The 20820-nt window shown below is 44.3% G+C and carries 17 protein-coding genes; 8 read left to right on the forward strand and 9 right to left on the reverse strand.

Features of this window, described 5'->3' with window-relative positions; genetic code table 11:
* The first annotated feature begins 58 nt into the window (after nt 1–58).
* Nucleotides 59–709, forward strand: a complete 651-nt coding sequence (locus tag AC787_RS15925; protein ID WP_054025678.1) for a TetR/AcrR family transcriptional regulator — start codon at nt 59–61, stop codon at nt 707–709.
* Between the two features lie 79 nt (nt 710–788).
* Here AC787_RS15925 and AC787_RS15930 read toward each other — a convergent pair whose 3' ends face one another.
* A complete protein-coding gene (locus AC787_RS15930; RefSeq protein WP_054025679.1) occupies nt 789–1544 on the reverse strand; it encodes an SDR family NAD(P)-dependent oxidoreductase in 756 nt (251 codons plus the stop codon).
* A 60-nt stretch (nt 1545–1604) separates the two neighbouring features.
* Nucleotides 1605–2348: an SDR family NAD(P)-dependent oxidoreductase gene (locus AC787_RS15935; RefSeq protein ID WP_054025680.1), complete on the reverse strand. Its 744-nt coding sequence runs from the start codon at nt 2346–2348 to the stop codon at nt 1605–1607.
* 198 nt (nt 2349–2546) lie between these two features.
* On the opposite strand from AC787_RS15935, the gene AC787_RS15940 reads away from it, so the two are divergent.
* Nucleotides 2547–3455: a LysR family transcriptional regulator gene (locus tag AC787_RS15940; protein WP_054025681.1), complete on the forward strand. Its 909-nt coding sequence runs from the start codon at nt 2547–2549 to the stop codon at nt 3453–3455.
* A 6-nt stretch (nt 3456–3461) separates the two neighbouring features.
* Here AC787_RS15940 and AC787_RS15945 read toward each other — a convergent pair whose 3' ends face one another.
* From AC787_RS15945 to AC787_RS15955, 3 genes are all read right to left on the reverse strand, one after another.
* Entirely contained in the window at nt 3462–4781 is a 1320-nt protein-coding gene (locus AC787_RS15945; RefSeq protein WP_054025682.1) for a D-arabinono-1,4-lactone oxidase, read from the reverse strand.
* Nucleotides 4769–5917, reverse strand: coding sequence for an amino acid deaminase/aldolase (locus tag AC787_RS15950; RefSeq protein WP_235560991.1), 1149 nt, complete (start codon nt 5915–5917; stop codon nt 4769–4771). The genes AC787_RS15945 and AC787_RS15950 overlap by 13 nt, the downstream gene beginning before the upstream one ends.
* A 255-nt stretch (nt 5918–6172) precedes the next feature.
* Nucleotides 6173–7030 carry a class II fructose-bisphosphate aldolase gene (locus AC787_RS15955; RefSeq protein WP_054025684.1) on the reverse strand — a complete coding sequence of 286 codons (858 nt, stop codon included), beginning with the start codon at nt 7028–7030 and terminating at the stop codon, nt 6173–6175.
* Between the two features lie 374 nt (nt 7031–7404).
* On the opposite strand from AC787_RS15955, the gene AC787_RS15960 reads away from it, so the two are divergent.
* The 5 genes from AC787_RS15960 to AC787_RS15980 all read left to right on the forward strand — a co-directional run bounded on the left by AC787_RS15960 (nt 7405) and on the right by AC787_RS15980 (nt 11408).
* Nucleotides 7405–8451 (forward strand): bifunctional transcriptional activator/DNA repair enzyme AdaA, encoded by a 1047-nt coding sequence (locus AC787_RS15960; protein ID WP_054025685.1) that lies wholly within the window; start codon nt 7405–7407, stop codon nt 8449–8451.
* 188 nt (nt 8452–8639) lie between these two features.
* Nucleotides 8640–9344, forward strand: a complete 705-nt coding sequence (locus AC787_RS15965) for a hypothetical protein (RefSeq protein ID WP_054025686.1) — start codon at nt 8640–8642, stop codon at nt 9342–9344.
* A complete protein-coding gene (locus tag AC787_RS15970; protein WP_054025687.1) occupies nt 9334–9897 on the forward strand; it encodes an RNA polymerase sigma factor in 564 nt (187 codons plus the stop codon). Before AC787_RS15965 ends, AC787_RS15970 begins: the two co-directional genes overlap by 11 nt.
* Nucleotides 9898–9902: 5 nt before the next feature.
* Nucleotides 9903–10148, forward strand: coding sequence for a hypothetical protein (locus tag AC787_RS15975; RefSeq protein WP_054025688.1), 246 nt, complete (start codon nt 9903–9905; stop codon nt 10146–10148).
* A 198-nt stretch (nt 10149–10346) separates the two neighbouring features.
* Nucleotides 10347–11408: a phosphatidylglycerol lysyltransferase domain-containing protein gene (locus AC787_RS15980; RefSeq protein ID WP_054025689.1), complete on the forward strand. Its 1062-nt coding sequence runs from the start codon at nt 10347–10349 to the stop codon at nt 11406–11408.
* A gap of 110 nt (nt 11409–11518) precedes the next feature.
* On the opposite strand, the gene AC787_RS15985 is transcribed toward AC787_RS15980, so the two are convergent.
* Complete coding sequence (locus AC787_RS15985) at nt 11519–14305, reverse strand: glycoside hydrolase family 3 C-terminal domain-containing protein (RefSeq protein WP_054025690.1); 2787 nt, start codon at nt 14303–14305, stop codon at nt 11519–11521.
* A 467-nt stretch (nt 14306–14772) separates the two neighbouring features.
* On the opposite strand from AC787_RS15985, the gene AC787_RS15990 reads away from it, so the two are divergent.
* Nucleotides 14773–15177, forward strand: coding sequence for a RidA family protein (locus tag AC787_RS15990; protein WP_235560992.1), 405 nt, complete (start codon nt 14773–14775; stop codon nt 15175–15177).
* A gap of 136 nt (nt 15178–15313) precedes the next feature.
* Here the strand turns inward: AC787_RS15990 and AC787_RS15995 are convergent, their stop codons facing one another.
* The 3 genes from AC787_RS15995 to pckA all read right to left on the reverse strand — a co-directional run bounded on the left by AC787_RS15995 (nt 15314) and on the right by pckA (nt 20813).
* A complete protein-coding gene (locus AC787_RS15995; protein ID WP_054025691.1) occupies nt 15314–16315 on the reverse strand; it encodes a DUF1835 domain-containing protein in 1002 nt (333 codons plus the stop codon).
* A gap of 73 nt (nt 16316–16388) precedes the next feature.
* Nucleotides 16389–18806 carry an RNA polymerase recycling motor HelD gene (gene helD, locus AC787_RS16000; protein ID WP_054025692.1) on the reverse strand — a complete coding sequence of 806 codons (2418 nt, stop codon included), beginning with the start codon at nt 18804–18806 and terminating at the stop codon, nt 16389–16391.
* Nucleotides 18807–19241: 435 nt separating this feature from the next.
* Nucleotides 19242–20813, reverse strand: coding sequence for a phosphoenolpyruvate carboxykinase (ATP) (gene pckA, locus AC787_RS16005; protein WP_082360794.1), 1572 nt, complete (start codon nt 20811–20813; stop codon nt 19242–19244).
* Between the last annotated feature and the right edge of the window lie 7 nt (nt 20814–20820).

Here is a 20820-nt window from a genome sequence, read left to right on the forward strand (position 1 = left end):
AATGAAGGTCAGGAAATAACATGTCTCGAAAAAACTAAAGGTCTGAGGGTGAAGTTAGATGAACAATCCTTCCGATATGCCTTTCACAGATAATCGTGCTGTAAAAACCTATCAGGAAACAAGACTGCAGCATACCGAGAACTTAAGGCAAAACGTGGTTGAGGCAGCTGCAAGGATTTTGCAGGAACAAGGCCCAGAAGCGGTTACGGTTCGCCGAGTTGCCGAGAAAATGGAATGTTCCACAAAAATTATTTATAACTTATTTAATAACAAGGAAGGTTTGGCTAAACAATTATTTTTGGAAGGCTGCAAGCTGTTAGCCAAATCCTTTGAAGCGGTGCCAAAACAAGCAGATTTGGAAAACTATCTTCGTGGTTTGAGTGAAGCTTATTGGAGCTTTGGACAAACCTATACAAGCTACTATATGCTGATGTTTGGTGGTGCATTTAGTGAATTTAAACCGGAAGAGGAGAGCCTTAAAGCGACAATAACAGCTTTACAACAAGTAATAAATACGATCGCAGCAGCAATTGAGCAAGGATTAATTGCCGAAAAAGACCCGATACTTGTCGTTCATGTTGTTTGGGCATCACTGCATGGTGTCATTCACCTTCACTTAGGCGGTCATATTGAGAGTGAGGCATTAGCGAAAACGTTATATGACAGGACTGTATCCAATTTAATTCAGACATTCTTTTTTGAGCGTTAGTTAATGGAATGACCCCTCTCTTTTTCCCAAGTCTCGGCAAAATTTAAGGGCACCCGCTGGGGTGCCCTTTGCTTGTATACTATTTCGCAGTAGCTCCGCCATCAAGGATGAATTCCGCTCCCGTTGAAAAAGAGGATTCATCAGATGCCAGAAAGACAACTAAATTCGCGACTTCTTCTACCGTGCCAAAACGCCCTAATGGCGCCATGATTTGGGCTAACTCTGATTCAGGCAGCTTAGCTTTGTCAACAGCATAGGCTCCCATCGCCGTATTAATATAGGCTGGATGTATCGAATTGACCCGGACATTAGCCGGTGCATATTCAACAGCTGCATCCTTAGTCATAATTCGTACTGCGCCCTTGCTGGCACCATACGCAATATGACCTGCAGCCCCTTTTAGACCTGCAACGGAGGAAGCATTAATAACCGACCCGCTGCCTTTCTTCGCCATAAGCGGCATGACATGTTTCATCCCAAGAAATACACTGGTGACATTGATGCTCATCATGCGATTAAATTCATCTAATGTCGTTTCTGCGAGAGGTTTAATGAAATAGATACCTGCATTATTAAATAAAATGTCAATTTGTCCGTATGATGATAAGGAAGCGTCAACGACCTGTTTCCAGCTATCTTCATTACTGACATCATGGTGTAATGCGATAGCTTCACCGCCGGATTGTTGAATTTCGGCAGCGGTCTTTTTAACATTTTCCAGATTGATATCCGTTACGACAACTTTGGCACCTTCATTCGCAAATCTAAGCGCCGTTGTCTTTCCTATACCTGTACCTGCGCCCGTAATGAGAGCAATTTTGCCTTGTAGTCTCATGGTTGATACTTCCTTTCGGGTTTGTCGTCCAAATTAGATCAAGGTGATTGAAGTACAAAATCAGACAGCTGTGTAGCCGCCATCCACTAGAAGGCTTGTACCTGTTATAAAAGAAGCGTCATCGCTGGCAAGGAACAGAACGGCTTTACCGACTTCTTCTGGCCTGCCTAGACGTTTCATCGGGTGCAAATCGATAAGGTGCTGCGTAATCGCCTCACTCCGACCTTGGATGAGTGGCGTATCAATGTATCCCGGACATATAGCGTTAACTCGAATTCCTTTTGTGGCATAGTCTGCACTCAGCGACTGGGTTAAAAGCTTAACGCCGCCTTTAGCAGAAGCGTATGCGGTAACATTTGCTTTGCCAACGTGGCTATGGATGGAGCCGCAATTTACGATGGAACCTCCTGTGCCTTGTGCAAGCATTTGCTTAATCGCATATTTATCACAGAGAAATACACCTGTTAGATTGATATCAATGGTTCTTTTCCATGCTTCCGCACTTAATAGATCAGCGGGTCCGTCTTTAGCAATACCTGCATTGGCAAACAGAATATCCAGCTTGCCATATTTGTTTACCGTCTGGGATACCATATGAATAACGTCTTCCTCGTTAGCCACGTCCGTTTTTACAAACAAGGTGTCAAAGCCCTCCGCATTCAACTGATCTGAAACCGCCTGCCCCTGATCAGAAAAATCCGCGATGACCACTTTAGCGCCTTCTTCGGCAAATAAGCGGACGGTTACTTCACCAATACCACTTGCACCACCTGTAACAATAGCCACTTTATCTTGGAATCTCATGGTTTCTACACCCCTTCTCATCTTTCGAGCCCCTAAACGGTCTCGATTACGTTGTCCAAAATCCGCCAATCTCACTCTTACTTAATAAGAACAAGTATCTGTACCCTGATTTCATATTATCACTGTTTTAAGTTAAGATATATTTAAACATATTGAATAATGATTAAGATAAACTGAATTAAAGGAGAATCATCGTCCATGAATATTGAAAAGCTGGAGTATCTTGTTGAGGTAGTGAAGACGGGGTCTATTTCAGGTGCTGCTCAAAATTTACATGTCACCGTATCAGCTATTAGTCAGGCGATATCAAGCTTAGAATCGGAATGGGGCGTTGTTATCCTCAAGCGATCTCGGTCAGGAGCAGTTCCAACGGCTGAAGGAATTGTAATTATTAAGAAGGTGTATGAAGTACTTAACAAGTACAAAGAGCTAATGGAAACTACACAAGGTTATTCCAATTCCATTCAAGGAAACTTGCGGTTCGCTACTATTCCTGGGCACGCATTTTTAATCGAGAATGCCGTTATGGATTTCAAAAAGGATTATCCACAAGTAAGAATGGAAATTTTCGAGAAAGGCTCCCAAGAAATTATTGATGACATCCTACATAATCGCGCCGACTTGGGCTTTATTATATTGTTTGAGAATCGAATCGTTGAGAATATGGGGCTCTCCATTGAACGATTGATGAGCGTAAAGATGGTTGCAGCAGTCAGCAAACAATCTCCGTTAGCGCTTAACAAAACGATTACACCCGAGGAGATCATGCAGCAGACGGTTGTCTTGTACAACGATGATTATGTCAAATGGTTTATGGATGACTTTCAAGCCAAATTTGGTCCTGTTGATATTTTGTTTACGACAAATAACCCGAACTCGATCGGTAGAGCCCTTAAAAATCATCATGCCGTAACAATTGGTCTTGATTATTCTTTTGCAAGTGAATTACCTATAATTCGTAATGAATCGGTCATTTTGGAAATCGATTTAACAGGCCAAAGCCCTGTGTATTTGGGTCTTATTCAGCCAGAAGGACATCATTCCACTCCGATATCTAAGAGCTTCATAACTCGGCTAAAACATGATCTAGCGGAGTGCAAAAGCTAACACGGCTTAGCCATTCGTTAACAATTCCCGCAAATAAGGACTCATGAACAAATCATTGGGATCCATCTGCTTTCTGATTTCTGCGAACTCCTGCCACTGGGGATAGCGCTTCACGAGATTAGCTGCCTTGAGCGTATGCATTTTTCCCCAATGGGGTCTGCCTTCATAACGAAGAAATATTTGCTCCATCACTTCAAAATAACGTTTATAGGGCATTCCTTTATACATATGGACTGCAATATAAGCAGAATCGCGGCCATAGGCAGGACTAAGCCAAATATCATCAGCCGCCACATATCGACACTCAATCGGAAAATGAACATGGAATCGCTCACGCTCCATTGCCTCTCGCATTTCACGAATTACAGATGTCATTGCTTCTTTCGGCAAGCTGTATTCCATTTCATTAAAACGAACGGTTCTTTCTGTCGCAAATATTCGGTGGCTAAAATTCGCTTTCGTCATAACGGGTACACTTGATGCGCTTAGCCTGCTAATGGTCGCACTTGCTGTGGGAATGATTTTGCAAAACCCTGATAATAGGCCAAATAACGTGTTTTCAATCAGTTTCTCATTCACATATTCAAGTACTTTATTCGTGGGTATGGGATCATCCGCTTCGTTCATCAGTTTTACCTGACAAGTCTCCGCATACGGGAACCAAAAAAACTCAAAATGTCGGTTCTCCTTTATAAAATGTGGCAAGCTCGTCAAGCAATCCGTCAAAGCCATACGTTTGCTCTCATAGGAGAGGACATAAGCTTTTCTTAAACGAAGCTTTACCTGAACAATAATGCCTAATGTGCCAAGTGAAACCTGCAATGCACGAAATAGCTCAGGATGTGATTGCAGCGTACATTCCATCACTTCTCCTAAGCCATTTACAACTGTTATGCCAATCACCTGTGTAGCCATACTTCCTAAACGTACCCCTGATCCGTGGGTTCCCGTACTAATTGCTCCTGCTATCGACTGGACATCAATATCGCCTAGATTTTCTTGTGCCAATCCTTCTTCATGCAACAATTCTCCTAACCGCTTCAGCTTCGTACCTGCCCAGACGACAGCCGTCTGCTGGGCTGCGTCTACGCTAACAAGTCCTTGCATTCCGTCCAAGGACATGAGCACCTGATCTGAAGCAGCCACCGCCGTGAAGGAGTGTGCTGACCCTACAACACGTAAATATTTTCCCCTCTTCAAACACTCATTACGAACGATTTCTACTACCTCATCTATCGTCTTCGGATACCTTATAAGCTCAGGATCGGCGATCACTGACCCCGACCAATTTGTCCAGCTTTTCCGATTCTCGCTCATAGGAAGCATTCCCCTTCTCCGCGGTAGGTTAAGTATTCATCAACAATGTCTTTCCCAGATATAGCAAATAGCTTAGGAAAGCTCTCACATAATTCACCAGCCTTAGCATGCCGGAAAAATATCGGGTCCCCTAGCTCGAGCGCCAAACCACTCGGACATCGAAGCGGCGTCTGCACCTCCCCCGCGCCTTCTAACGGGAGCAGTATTAGACCCTCTGGCAAATACGGTTGTGGCGCTTTATCCACGCCTACAGCACCTGAAGCGGTGTACCCCCCACCTAAGCAGGTTACCATATCCGATCTAGGTTTCCGGACGACCTCCACCGCATATCCAGCAGCAGGCAAATACCGAAAACCAGCATAATGATCAAACAGCGCCGGAGAATAAAAGCCGGAACCGACCGTGATCTCGGTTACACCTCGTTCCAATCTGGAGCTGTCCATACTTCCGGTGCCCCCAGCGTTTACAAAGCGCAATTCCAAGCCTAATGCGTGAATGCCTTGCAACACTTCTTCACGCCGCTTAGCTACCTCCTTAACCGAGCGCCGCTTCAACTGACGAATGAATGCGTTTTTAAACCACTTTCCCGAAACATGATCCCCTACCCCAGCGATTTGTGCCTCGTAGCCCATTACACCATCCAGCCTCACCCATTTTAATTGCATAATCCGTTCAACAATCGGCCTTGCTTGCGCCCAAGAGGTTACCGGTGATCTCCATATGCCAAAATGGAGCCCTGGATAATTAGCAGACATATCGATATCTAGACAGACGGCTGCCTGTACGCCAATTGCTGCTGCCAGCTGCTCAATATGCTCCACATGTTGAATAGAATCAACCATAAACACGATTATCCGGTCACTAGCCGCAGCCTGTAAAAGAATCGATATTTCACTCTGATTCCAAACGGGGTATCCCAAAAGCAAATCATCGAAGCCATGCTTCAGTAGAAAAGCAGCCTCTCTCGCTGTATAACACATGATCCCTTGGAACGCTTCGTCTGATTGGACAATCCGGCGAAGAACCTCCACAGACCGTATGGATTTGCTTGCAACACGTATCTTCTTATCGCCCGCCGCAGCTGCAATGGCTCTACTATTCGCATCCAATAAATCAAGATTTACATAAGCAAAGGGCTTTGCCACCTGCGCGAAAATCCTTTTATATTGCTCATATTGAGGGAGCTCGATAGGCCATTCTCCATTCTACGTTTGCACGATTATTTTTACATTATATTCCTCTCTTTTGGATAGAATCCTTTTTTATGCGTACGTTCGTTTGCTGGGTTGTGAGCAGCCTTGCCTTTGCCGCGAATCACAACTACAAATAAAAAAAAGAGCTATCCTTCTCACACCAGCGGTGTTTGAAAGATAGCTCTTTTTGTATGTTTTACAATGGTCTTATGCTTTGTTGGAAGAACCAAACTCACGCATTTTACCCATAACTGTTTGTTTAATTCCTTCGCGACCTGGAGCAAGGAATTTACGTGGATCGAAAGCTTCGGAATCTGCACTCAACACTTCACGAACGATTTTCGTGAATGTAATTTGGTTCTCAGTGTTTACGTTGATTTTAGCAGTTCCAAGCGAAATGGATCTTTTGATGTGCTCAGTAGGGATACCTGTGCCGCCATGCAATACTAGTGGCAATTTGATTGTTTGGCAAATCTCTTCCATTTCTTTGAAGCCTAGGTTTGGTTCACCTTTGTAAGGACCATGAACGGAACCAAGTGCAGGAGCAAGGCAATCAATACCAGTACGTTGAACTAGCTCGAAGCACTCCTTAGGATCTGCATAAATAACGCCTTCAGCTATTACATCGTCTTCTTGTCCGCCAACTGTACCTAGCTCAGCTTCAACTGAAACGCCGCGCTCGTGAGCGTATGCAACAACTTCTTGTGTAGTTTTTACGTTTTCTTCAAATGGAGAGTGTGAAGCATCGATCATAACGGATGTAAATCCAGCGTCAATCGCAGCTTTACATTTTTCAAAGCTTGAACCGTGGTCCAAATGGATTGCAACAGGAACCGTAATTTTCATTTCTTCAATTAGGGATTTCACGATTGCAGTTACAACTGTGAAGCCTCCCATGTAACGAGCTGCGCCTTCAGAAACGCCAAGGATAACCGGGGATTGCTCTTCTTGAGCAGCGCCTAGAATGGCTTGTGTCCACTCCAAGTTGTTGATGTTGTATTGACCAACTGCATATCCTTCTTTTAACGCTTTGTTCAACATTTCTTTCATTGATACCAATGCCATATTAAAATCCTCCTTAGAGTTTAACTAACTATTTTTAATCATGTAAATGTCTGAACATATTGTTAGAATTATCACTAATTAATAGTCAGGACCATTAACATTCTGAATACCTTGTACTACTTTATTAAGCACCCAACTATTGTACATCTTTCTCCTTTAATAAATCAACTTATTTTGCCCCCTATTAACGAGCATTTCCTAGCTGCAATCGCTTACACATGGGTTTTCTTCACTTTTTTCTCGAAAATAATAAAGCGCAGCAATAAAGTAAATTTTATTCATACCAATTAAAAAATGAATGCCTGATTTTCGGCTACGTTATATTTTTGAGGGCTCTATAATAAGAACATAATCTAAGTTTAGGGTGTGCAAACATGGTACCTGCAGAGCGTAACGAAGAATATTACAGGGCGTTATTAGAAAAAAGAACGGAATATGAAGGAGTATTTTATGTAGGAGTCAAGACAACTGGCGTATTCTGCCGTCCAACTTGTCCGGCACGGAAGCCAAAGTTTGAAAACTGCGAATTTTACGAGACAGCACAACAAGCGCTGCTCGCCTCTTATCGGCCATGTCAAAGATGTCGTCCGTTATCTCATCCGAATCATGTATCAGATGTTGTTCGCCAGCTTGTTGCAGCTGTCGAGGAAAATCCTGAAAAACGATGGAAAGAACAAGATTTCAAAAACCTCTCAGTTGATGAATCAACGGCACGCCGTCAATTCAAAAAACGGTTTGGCATGACATTTGTTGAATACGCACGTGCCCGCCGCATGGGACTTGCCTTGAAAAACATCAGATCTGGACAGACGATCATTGATACACAGTTGTCTGCCGGTTATGAATCAAGCAGTGGTTTTAGAGACGCATTCTCTCGAATTATGGGGGCCGCTCCTACTTTATTGGAAAATAGTAAGGTTCTAAAAGCATGTTGGATCGATACACGGCTTGGTCCGATGATTGCGATTGGGAATGAGACTGCACTTTATCTTCTTGAATTTGTTGACCGGCGAGGGCTAGAGCGCGAAGTGGAAAGGCTTAGAAAAAGGACAAAATCCGCAATCATTCCAGGAGTCACGGAACCAATCCGATCAGTTGAGAGTGAATTGACCCAATATTTTGACGGTAAACTGACTGTATTCAAAACCCCTGTCTCGTTACTCGGATCGCCTTTTCAAAAAAGCGTGTGGGAGCAATTAATGAAAATTCCGCCGGGTGAAACTCGTTCCTATTCTGACATCGCCGTTTCGCTCGGAAAACCATCCGCCTATCGTGCTGTCGCTCAGGCCAATGGCGCAAATCAGCTTGCCATTATGATTCCTTGTCACCGTGTCATCAACTCAAATGGTGAATTAGGCGGCTACGGCGGTGGATTAACACGTAAAAATTGGCTTTTAAATCATGAAAAACATGGTGAATAATATGGCATCTCAAATCAATAAAGCTCGACTTCTAAGAGGCGTTTGGACACAAAAAAAGAACCACGCCCCTATTACATAGAGTGTAGTTTCTGCTTTGTCAATTTAGGCAGCATTTTCTTCCTCCCAACACTTTTAAAGGAGATACGTTATATCAAGTGTAATTAGAAAATGATGGGAGCGTGGAAGGTATGGAAAACGTGCAGCAAGCTAATGTTCAAGAAAGAGCTCTTGAAAATATGGGTCTTCTCGATTTGACTGGAGTGAAAGCTGAGGATTTGGCCGATGTTACCTCCATCCGCAACAATGGCATAATTATTGCCCCAGAATCGTTATCTAGTGCTTTGAATCGAATTCCTCAACAAAATAACGGATGTGTTTGTTTAATACCTAATACGGCAGGTAAAGTAAAAATCCTGTCTGGACAGGTTTCATTGGGTGGAGAGTTTTTTGCTAACAGTAATGGTGCTCCTGAGGACATCGCGGTTATTGCAGGGCAAGCGGTTATTACCTCGCCAGTGGAAAAAATCGGATTTCAAGATATTATTTTAGCAGGTCAGCTGATTTTGCCTAAAGGGAGCGATGTCGTGCTAGGAAGTGCTATATCGCGCATGCTCGGTCAAGTCGTTTATTATTCAAATACATCCAATGTGCGATTGTTTCTCGGAGATGATACGTTCTCCAATAGCTTCTTCGACTTCATCGAGGAAAAAATGTGTATGGTGCTGATTGGCAGTTTTGAAATTGCCGATGATGTTCAAATCGAGTCGATTAAAAACAAAGTTTCAGAAATCGTTCTAGTCGGTGATTTAACTGCTTCTAAAGCAGTAGTACCTTTACTCCAATATCTTGCCATTTCTAAAACAGGAGATATCAACATCAGAGATGATGCATGAGAAACAAGCTATGCCGATGAATCCAGAGGCTTTGTTTCAGCAATTGTACCGTACCCATTCAAGGCAAATCTATTCTTATTTACTCGGACGAACGGAGAGTAAAGAAACGGCTGCAGACTTGCTGCAGGACGTGTTTATGAAAATTTGGAACCGAAAAGATGTGGTCGAACGTATTCCCGAGGATCAACAATTGTACTGGATATTTTCGATTGCTGCCAATCGGGTAAAGGACTATTATCGGAAATCGCAGAGCTACAAACAAGCGGTATCAAAAATGCAGCTGCATACCTTTCCTAGTCCAAACGGCGACCTATCGCAATTGTTAGCTGGCCGTGAGCAGTTTCACGAGCTTGAGTCAGCCATTCGAGAACTACCCGAGGAGCTTCGTTCTATATTGCTCATGAAGGCGGTTGGCGGTATGAAAAGCGGCGAGATTGGCGCCGCGCTCGGGTTGCCTGCAGGGACAGTTCGCTATAAAATACTGCTAGCACGCCGTCAGCTTGCCGAAACACTTGGTATGCTGCACAAAGAAAAGGCTGCAGAAAGGAAGTGAAATGGATGAGCGATCACGAGTCAGCGATGTGGCTTCCTGCGGATGTTGAACAAATGCTGGATGAACTACTGGATACCTGGGCTCATCATGTCCAGCTTCCTTCGCAGCATGAGGAAGAAATCAATGCACATCTATTTACGGTTTCCAACGACCTTGGCTGCGAGTGGTGGCATTCGTTATTTAATCATTTGCCTTTCCAAAACACAAAATCATTTGCAGTATCGCCCTATTTAAATAAACGGTCAGGGTAAATGATAGCTTATTAACAAATGGAAAGGGACTGCCTTGGGCAGTCCCTTTTCTTGCTCTCCTATTTCGTTATATTCACAAGAAAAAAACCTCAAACGCATGTATCACTGGTATAATTCTTAACTATAGTACGTGTTGAATATGAAGATGAATATTTGTTTCAACCGACTCCCAGAGACTGCATACTTGGAGGCTTCATCATGATTGATATCAATTCTGAAAAACGTCTTAATGACCTGCTTGAAAGGTACGGCAATAACTCACACAGTCATTTATACTACCTTGGTGATAAGGAATGGTTTTGGGATTCAGATTACGAGGCGTTAATCGTGTATCGCTCTGTCTTGAATAGAAGAATCGTGCTTGGCGATCCTGTTGGAAATCCCCAGTTTACTAGCCGCGTTATTAAACAATTTGTCGCGGACTGCGATGAAAATAAACAAATACCGGTATTTTACCAAGCAAAATCCTCATTTTTACCGCTGTATGAGCAATTAGGGCTAAGCTGCTCAAAAATCGGAGAAGAAGCTCAAGTTAATTTATCTACCTTTCACCTGAATGGGAAGCAGTGGCTTAAGCTGCGAAATCGCATGAGTAAATTTGGACGTACTGGCTTCACCTTCGAGGTTCTGCACCCTCCATATAGTGATTCATTCCTGGATCGTCTTCAAGCCATTTCAGATGAGTGGCTGGGTAGTCGCAAAGAGAAAAGCTTTTCCGTGGGCTCTTTTGCTAAGGAGTATGTCATTCGCTTTCCTGTTGCGTTACTGGTTGGCCCGGATGGAAATTACGAGGCGTTTGTCTCGATTGCAGGCGATCATCAATCATTCGCCGATAGGAAGAGAGAAGAATCTGTTGGTCGACGGATAACGGTTGATCTCATGCGTTATACAAAAGCATGCCCCCATGGCACAATGGATGCCCTATTTATTTCCTTATTCCTTTGGGCCAAAGAACAAACCTATGACGTTTGCAGCTTAGGTATGGCTCCGCTTGCTAACGTAACCGATTCTCACATCGTCAAGCTCCTCTATAAGTATGGGAACAAGCTGTATAACTTTAAGGGGCTGTATGAATATAAGAATAAATTCGCTCCGAAATGGGAGAATATCTACCTCGTTTCACAGCCTGCAGCTACTTCAATTAACGTAGCACTATTGGCATTAATCATTCATTCAACCGATCCTGACAAACAATCAACCGGTAAAATTCCGTCCAAACATTTTATACATAAAGTATTATTTTCAAAGAAAAGAGCTTAGCCTTAGAGCAAATAGGCAGCGACATTACTCGAAACTCAGGGTGGCATCACAAAAAAGATAAAAACAAAGGACACCCTTCTGGGTGCCCTTTGTTTATTCTGTTTTTACATTTACACTTTTTTGAATTCGATCCAGTCGATTTGCAAGCCCGGTTTGATGAATTCCAGCTTCAACTCATAAAGACCCGCTTCCAGCTCAACCTTCACAAGCTTCTGTTTGATCCATTTGCCTTCCGTCCCATTCGTCTGAATGGTCGTCATCAATTGATCATTAAGTGTCACGTTACAAGCACTTTGAGCTAGCTCAGGCTCCGGGGACATGATGCTGACAATAATCCGGTATTGACCAGCCTGATCCACTTTCATAAAGCTTGATCCTGTTGCCACTGGTTTAACTTGTGCATTCTCGGAAAGCACTTGCGCTTGCTCCGTTGAAAGGGATGAATTAGCCTTAAATGAATCGACCTTTTCTTCAATGACTTGTTTTCTCGAGAATACCGGTGCTTGCATAATGAACTCACAAATGTTCATAGCAGAGCGCTGAAGTTCTCCTCTTGTTAACGTACCATTCTCTAGTGATTCGATGGTATTGTCATCCCAGCCATTGATCTCCGCTCCGTAGTTAGGAACAACCATATATAGATCATTTTGTGCACGAACCATCCAGTTCGTATATTTACGATCGGCTGCGCCTCCATGGACAACATCGTTCATGATGGCCCACCAGTCCGTCATTACAATACCTTTAAAGCCCCATTCACCGCGAAGCACCGTGGTATTCATATCATAATTAGAAGCCGCCCAGTGCCCGTTGATGGGATTATAGGAGGTCATAATGGAATTCGCGCCGCCTTGTTTCACCGCGATTTCAAAGCCTTTCAGATAAATCTCCCGAAGGGCGCGTTCAGAAACGATCGCATCTACTTTACTGCGATGTTTTTCCTGGTTATTACATGCAAAATGCTTTAGCGTTGCGTTAGAGCCGCCCTTCATAATGCCTCGAGTACATGCTGCAGCAAACACCCCAGAAATTAGCGGATCCTCTGAAAAATACTCAAAGTTGCGTCCATTAAGCGGACTACGGCGAATATTCAAGCCAGGTCCAAGCAAGGCGTCCACATTGTTGCTTAATAATTCTTGGCCTTCCATAACATAAAGCTCTTCGACCAATTCAGCATTCCAAGTAGCAGCAAGCAAGGTGCCGATTGCAACCTGCGTCGCTTTCTGCCCGCTATCCATGCGAATACCAGATGGGCCGTCTGCTGTACAAGCAACTGGAATTCCGTAATTGAACAAGCTGTCGCTTACTCCGCCGAAAGCCGAAGCCGTACCCGGTGTTACGAGTGGACTGCTCATACCTTCTCCTCTGACAATGGCAGCCAAATCCTGATCGCTAAGCTGAGCGATAAAGGCCTCCATGCCAACCTTCTGGTCATAAACATCTCTTAATTTAAGTCCTTGATTACCGGTTTGCTTAAGCGTTACGGGAAGATTCTTCTCGATCCGATCCGCCAGAGAAACTTTACGACTCGGCACTTCTTCCGTAACGATTTCATACGAACCGTCTTCCTTCTGAGCGCCCGGTTTCATTCTGCTAAAGCTCTCCGTCGGTGCTAGCGCCTCTTGCAGCTGCTCCACGACTTGAAGAGTTTCCACAACGTAACCGCCTTGTCCTTGTACGGCTACTTCCCCAAGGTTCTTGACACTGGTTCCCACATAAAAGCGATATGTACCTGCCTCCAGCACATAAGCGGAAGGTTGCCCAGTAACACCGGCGTCATCATAGGATGCCATAGAATCAACGGAGAAACTCACAGTAAGAAGCTCCGATTCACCCGCCTGAAGCACTTTTGTTTTCCCGAATGCCGCCAAAGCTTTAGCCGGTTGCCCAAGCTTTCCTTGCGGCGCTTCGTAATAGACCTGCACGACTTCTTTACCCGAATAGGCAGCTCCTGTATTGGTTACAGTTACGTCGATTTCAACGTATTCTTTTCCTTCTTTGGTGGTCAGTTTAGCTTCCTCAGGCTCGACTTTAAATGAGGTATAAGAGATACCATATCCAAATTCATACTGAACCTTCTCTGGGCAAAATGTTTCAAAATAACGATAACCCACATAGATATCTTCCTGATAAAAGTTTTTAAATTCATTGCCATAGTTGCGAGTTGATGGATAATCATCGATGGAATAAGCAATCGTATCCGTCAATTTACCGCTAGGAGTCACTTCTCCAGCCAGCACGTCGGCAATTGCATTTCCGCCTTCCATTCCACCCTGCCATGAGTAAATAGCACATGGAATCGGATGCACATAACTTTCATCGTTCATCCAACTCATATCAATAATGTTCGATACATTCAGTACCACGATCGTTTGTTCAAAATAAGCCGTTACCTGCTTCAGCATCGCTTTTTCGTCCGCCGTTAGCTGGTAGCTTCCGGGTGCGTCAGCATTATCCTGATCTTCACCCGCTGTACGTCCGATAACAACGATTGCCTTACTCGATTTACCTCTTGCCCCCGACACCAGTTCATCAGTTAAAGGCATTTCCTTCTGGTGCCACGGCTCAGCAGCCCAGCCGCCACCACCATTATCGAATGGATTTTGCTCAATCCACTTCTCATAGACAGCCGCCAGTTCTTCGTTGACTGTAAGGTTCTTTTTACCACGAAGACCATCTATCAAATTAGTTGTATAAGTAACATGGACGCTCCCGCCTGATCCTGTACCGCTGCGATAGTAGTTAACCTGGGTTCTACCAAAAATAGCAACGTTTTCACCATCTCGAAGCGGAAGTACTTGTCCTTCATTTTTTAATAGTACCGCGCCTTCTGCGGCTACTGTTCGGCTAAATTCAGCAAAACCTTCTAATGGAAATCCCAGACTCTGTGTACTCAATTTGTTTCCTCCCGGTTGTCTATTCCATACCTATTGCTGGTTCGATAGAAAGGTGCCTAGTCTCTTTCTATTTTTCTATTTTTTGCGAACCCCTGTATGTTCCCTATATAATCCTTTAATGAATAAAAGATATACTAATAATATACAAGCACAGCTTCTAAAAAAGCAAAATTCACAGTCTTTATATGGCTTTGGCTTGACGAACCACTTTTCTACTATTATTTTTTTTCCGCTAATGATATTATTCTGCTGTAAGTTATTTTACTTATAAATATTAAGGAGGAATACCTGATGAAAAAGAGATCGATTAAATCATTATCTGCTGGTATTGGGTATTCAACTGCTGTTTTTTTCTAAAATTGATATCGACGGGATAGGTCTGTCAAAAATCAAATGAAGTTAAAATACAGTGAAAATATATAACCTATTCATCGTTATCTATTTTCTATTTATAAGGAGACTTACAAATGATGAACTTAAATAATGATATAATTAAACGATATAATCCGGAAAATATAGCGAAACCTGTTGGTAGTTATAGTCATGTTACAAAAATAAGTAGAAATGCTGAAATGTATGTGTTTTCCGGTCAAATTGGTATTGATCAGAACAACAATATCCCCACAGATTTTAATCAACAAGTAACAAATACAATGAGCAATATTGTTGATATCCTTGCTTCTCAACAATTGACTCCTGATCATGTCATTAAAATCAACATTTGGGCCACAGAAGAAATAGATTGGGATCATTTCTATGCCATTTGGGATAAGGTTTTCGGCCCCACTCCTCCCTCAATGACGGTTGCTTATATTAAAGGATTAGGTTTACCTGAATTAAAAATTGAATTAGATGTTTGGGCGGCGGGTTAAAGCCATAGAATTGTGAGTTTCTCCAAGCATTATATTTTCCTCTAGACATAAAAAAGCCCCCTTACAGTAGCAGGTTTTATTATTTCACCTGTTTACCGTAAGGGGAGCTTATTAGTCCTAGACTGCCGTTTTAATACTACACCTCAGTGCCTATATCAAGAATCGTTTGTTCGTCCGAATTCCAACGCCATCGCGGAAAATATCCTTGCAGATGCACTCCGCCATACCATTCATCTATCCCTTTTTTAGCGACCCAGTCCTCTTTTCCATCCAACACGCTTTTTCCAAAATCAGTTAAAGCAACTTCACAATCGCGAAATGACACCGATGAATCATTATAAGCGGGGAATACCTGTAACCCTTGTATCAATGGATACGGATCTTGTGACATCTCTCTTAAAATATGCCAGTATTGCAGATCACCCATACCTAAAGCATTGAGCTTATTTCCAACATGTTCAAATAATTCATACGGAGTGTTTATCCCAGCCTGGATCATCGCAAGTGTTGTCTGCTCTACGATACCAAGACCATTGTGTGTAGAAGGGAAACGCGATAGATGAAATTGGAACGCCTCATGCGCAAACGGCAGCACGGACGTATCTTGACTTAATAATTGCTGCAACAGCTGCGGATTCTGTGCTGCATAGGCTTGCCAAAACGCTCTGCCTAATTCCAGCTCTTCTGCTCCGATAGATTTCCATGTTCCCGATAACGTCTCCATTTGCTCGCGTGACAGTTGTCCTAGACCGCGAAACAGTTCAATTCCCGGATACTCTCCGATGCACAATAAACTCAGTTTCGTTTTTAACAAAGGCTGCCCTGAGAACCAATGGAGCAAATAGCACAGCATCGTCTGATCGAATAAATCATGCTCAAACCAAAACACGATCTCCTCATATTTATGAAAATCAGCCAAAACCTTCTCCTGTGTTTCACTGCCCTGAATATATTCCGAGCGAGGGATTCCCATCGTATGTTCCAAGTATAGTGATCGTACAGAGCGATTGTCTAATGCAGCAGGATCTAAAAATACAGGACCATGAGGATATACTTCCCTCCATACTAAAATATCACCTTTCACAATGCCTTGCCGCAGCTTCTCCGCTACCGAATCCCCGTTTACAATATGAAGCACACCTTTTCCTCCTAACGTCATTTATATTTTTCATTGAATTTGAAGCTCACTCTATCAACCATGCAGTAACCCCTTATTGCTCTAAATCATACAAGGACGTATCCACTGCCTGAATATAAGGCGTCCATTCTCCTGTCGTGTAAAGCAAAAGCCGGTGCATCGCACGCGTGCATGCGGTATAGAAGAGCTTGCGTTCGCTTTCCCGATGATACGCCTGCGAAGAAACATCGTAGATCAGCACAGCGTCGAACTCAACGCCCTTAGCAAGATACGCGGGAATAATCAGCGTTCCCTTCTCAAATGTAGGCGTCTTCTTCGTGATGAGCCGCAGCGCCTGACAGCCCAAGGCCGTCAAAGTCTCGAAGACATCGCTGCTCTCGGTCGCTGTCTTCGTAATGACGGCGATGGATCCGTAACCTTCGGCCTGAAGCGCTGCGAGATCTGCCGCCATTCGTTCCGCTCGCTTCTCGCTGCTGCCCGCCTTAAAGAGGAGCGGCTTCCTTCCGCCTCTCTCGAAGGGCACGATCGCTTCCCCATATGGCAGCAACGACTTGGTGAACTCCACGATCTCGCGGGTGGAACGATAACTGCGTACAAGAAAGAACCGACTCGTTTCTCCCTCGCCATAAAGCCGTATAAGCGGCGAATCCGCCTCGTGCAAATTCGTAGCCTGCGTAAAAATCGCCTGACCGAAATCACCGAGCACCGTCATCTGAGCACGGGGGAACAGCTTTTTGAGAAACTCATATTGAAACATCGAGTAATCCTGGCCCTCATCGACGAATATATGCCGTACCTCCGTATTCGTCCGAATGCCCTCGATGAGTTCTTTTAAATATAGATATGGTGTCGCATCCTCATAAAACAGTTCGAGCCGGCTCAGTTTCTCCTTGGTTTGCTTGCATATTTCTAACCAACCATCAAGTAATTCGGTCTCATTCGTCATCTCAAGGTAAGTGGCAACATCATTGAACAGCTGGTCGTACAGACCCACCATATCTATGAACAATAACCGCTTCACACTTCGCCTTAGCTCTTTGAAATGTTCTTTCACGATCATGCGGCGCAGCAGTTCTTCCTCCTGCTGGGCAAAGTCGAATACATCTTCCTCTTGTTGGTGCTGATTGTGCAGTATGTTGTAGGCTTCGACGTATTGCTCGGCAAACTCGAAAATACCCTCCTCTCTACGCAAAAACTTATAGGCTGCGGCATACTGATCATTGTCGAGGTAATTAAGCTCCTCCTCCACCCAGAGTTCATCCCGCTCCTTACGCTCCAGCATGACTAGCTCCCGCAACATCCACTCCTGCAGCAGAGCGACGCGATTGACCAAGCGGATCGAAGCGTCGTAGCTGTAAAACTGCGATTTTATTTGGTGAGCGGTGATCAATTCGCGATCTCGGAATCGGATCGCATTGAATCGCATGCCTTCCCGCCCTAGCCACAATACATAGTTTTGGAGAGCCTTAAGGAAAGCTTCCGACGATTTATATTGGATCCCATTCAGCCTGGCCTCATAACCCGGCGTTGATTCTTCAGTCAGTACATATTCGAGCTGATCGAACGGATCCTCAAGACGAAACGTTGATCCGAGCCAGTATTCAAGATATTCCTGGAAGGTCGTCTGCTGCATATTCTCCTCGCCAAGCTCGGGAAGCACTGTGGAAACATAGCTGTTATACATCGGATTAGGCGAGAAAAGAACCACTTGATCGGCCTTCAGCCTCTCGCGGTGTTTGTATAGCAGGTACGCAACTCGCTGCAATGCGGCAGAGGTCTTCCCGCTGCCGGCTGCCCCCTGCACAATGAGCATTCGGCTATTGTCGTTACGAATAATCTCGTTTTGCTCCTTTTGAATGGTCGCTACGATACTCTTCATCTGCGCATCTGCGCCCTTTCCGAGCATCTGCTGAAGCAATTCGTCGCCGATTGTTAAGCTGGAGTCAAACAAATTCTGAATCTGCCCGTCTCGAATCTGGTACTGCCTCTTCAGCTCCATTGTCCCAGCGACGTGTCCTCCCGGCGTTTCAAAGGCGACCGCCCCTGGTGAATAGTCGTAGTATAGACTCGCAATAGGTGTTCGCCAGTCATACACCAGGAAGCTCATACCATCTGCATCAACGAAGGACGATACACCGATATAGACTTGCTCATTGAGGTCCAGTCCATCCTCTTGAAAATCGATACGTCCAAAATAAGGAGAAGGCAGCAATCGGTTCATACTCTTCCATTGCTGCGTTAACTGCCCGTGGCTGCGTTCCCGTTCGGATAACACCGCAGCCTGCTGCTTGATCGTGAAGAAGGTCTCTTCGAAATCTTCGTCTGTGCTCGTATTGACCGTTACTTCTTCCCAAAATCGCTTGCGGATGTCCGCCGCTTGATCGCGTAGTTGATCCACCTCGGGCTCCAACTCGACGATTCTTAATTGCAGATTTTTCGTAACCAAATCCAACCGTTCCTGCTCTTGCTGCCAATCATTTGCGTTCAACATCCTCCTGAACACGCTCCTTATTCGTCTAGTCTGGAGAAGAAAAAGAACATTTGACAAACTGTAAATCCATGTGATAAGATAAGAGTGTAGATAAGATGTAATATTTATGTCGTTTTTTAAAAAATAAATCAGTGGTTTTCTAATATTATCATAATGCGTCTTTGTGCGCAATTTATTTATATAATTGAACTCGGCAAAACCTGCCGGGTTCTTTTTTATTCAGCCCATACAACTTTGAAAAAGGCCATCCATTAGCGGATGGCCTTACTTTGTAGAACATGCTGAAGCTTGACCAATGGGTGTGCTTTTTAATACATAGATCAGATTGTATGCCCGGTTAGGTCCGATAGTCCCAACTTTGTTGCAATCTCTCTTTATTGGTCTGATTTTGGGCGGAATGAAGGGCTGCCATGCAGCAGCCCTTCATTTGCTCAACTATTGTTTTCCCTTAATTGGACCAGCAGCAATAATTTCTTTTTCCATATTGGAAAATTTCTCGAAATTGCGAGTAAACTGTTCAGCCAAATCCAAAGCGGCCTTCTTATACGCATCTTGATCCTGCCAAGTATGACGGGGAACCAAAACATTGCTTGGAACACCCTCCACGAAATCGGGACAGAGCACACCAAAGGTCGGATCGGCCGTAAACGTCGCTTGCTCGATACTTCCATTCAAAGCAGCGGTTACCATCGCACGGGTGAAAGTTAAGTTCATCCTCTTTCCTACACCGTAGGGACCCCCGGACCAGCCCGTATTAACCAAATACACTTTAACTTGGTTCTCCTCAATTTTATCTCCCAACAGCCTTGCATACACAGTTGGATGCAGCGGAAGGAAAGGCGCCCCAAAGCAAGTGGAAAATGTCGCCTCCGGTTCCGTTACTCCTCTCTCGGTACCTGCCAACTTCGAAGTATACCCTGACAAAAAGTGATACATCGCCTGTTCCCTCGTCAGCTTCGAAATAGGAGGCAGCACGCCGAAAGCATCAGCTGTTAAGAAAATGATGACGTTCGGATGCCCCGCCTTCCCTGGGATGACTGCACCAGGAATTACATTGATTGGATAAGCGGCTCGTGTATTTTCTGTCGTCCGAGTATCGTTATAATCCGCTATGCCTGTCTTTGGATCCAGAACGACATTTTCTAAAACCGAACCATAACGAATAGCCTGCCAAATTTGAGGTTCCTTTTCTTCGGATAGATTGGCACACTTGGCATAACATCCGCCTTCAAAGTTATAGACCCCTTGATCGGTCCAACCATGTTCATCGTCCCCAATCAAGCGTCGGTTTGCATCAGCGGAAAGCGTCGTTTTTCCTGTTCCGGATAACCCGAAGAATAAAGCAACATCGCCTTTTTCGCCCACATTAGCTGAGCAATGCATCGGAAAAATGTCCCGGAAAGGGAGCAAATAATTCAGAACGCTAAAAATCGATTTTTTCATCTCTCCTGCATACTCGGTCCCTCCGATGAGAACCATTTTCCTTTCAAAGGAAAGGCAGATAAACGTTTCAGAGCGCGTACCGTCCACTTCCGGATCAGCTTTTAAGCCCGGCAATGCGATCACGGTGAACTCGGCACGATGGGTTTGCAATTCTTCCTGTGTCGGGCGAACAAAAAGCTGCCGGACAAATAAATTATGCCACGCATATTGATTCACGATGCGAATGGGTAACCGATACTCCGAGTCTGACCCGGCATAACCGTCGAATACAAACAAATCCTTATCCGACATATAGTCTTTCGCTTTTTGATAGAGCCGCTCGAACTGAAGCTGTGAGATGGGTTGATTCACAGCCCCCCAATCTATGTGATCCATTACGGAAGGTTCTTGGACAATGAACTTATCTTTTGGGGAACGTCCGGTATATTTCCCTGTGTTTACTTGTAAGGCTCCTGAGGAAGCAAGAACCCCTTCCTTCCGTTCTAATGCAATTTGGACCAGCTGGGATACGGGCAAATTATTATTTACCATACCTATTTTCAACTGCTGCAACTTGGCTTCCATACTTATC

Origin of the sequence: Bacillus sp. FJAT-28004 (assembly GCF_001280845.1) — a bacterium.
Taxonomy (GTDB): Bacteria; Bacillota; Bacilli; order Paenibacillales; family Paenibacillaceae; genus Pristimantibacillus.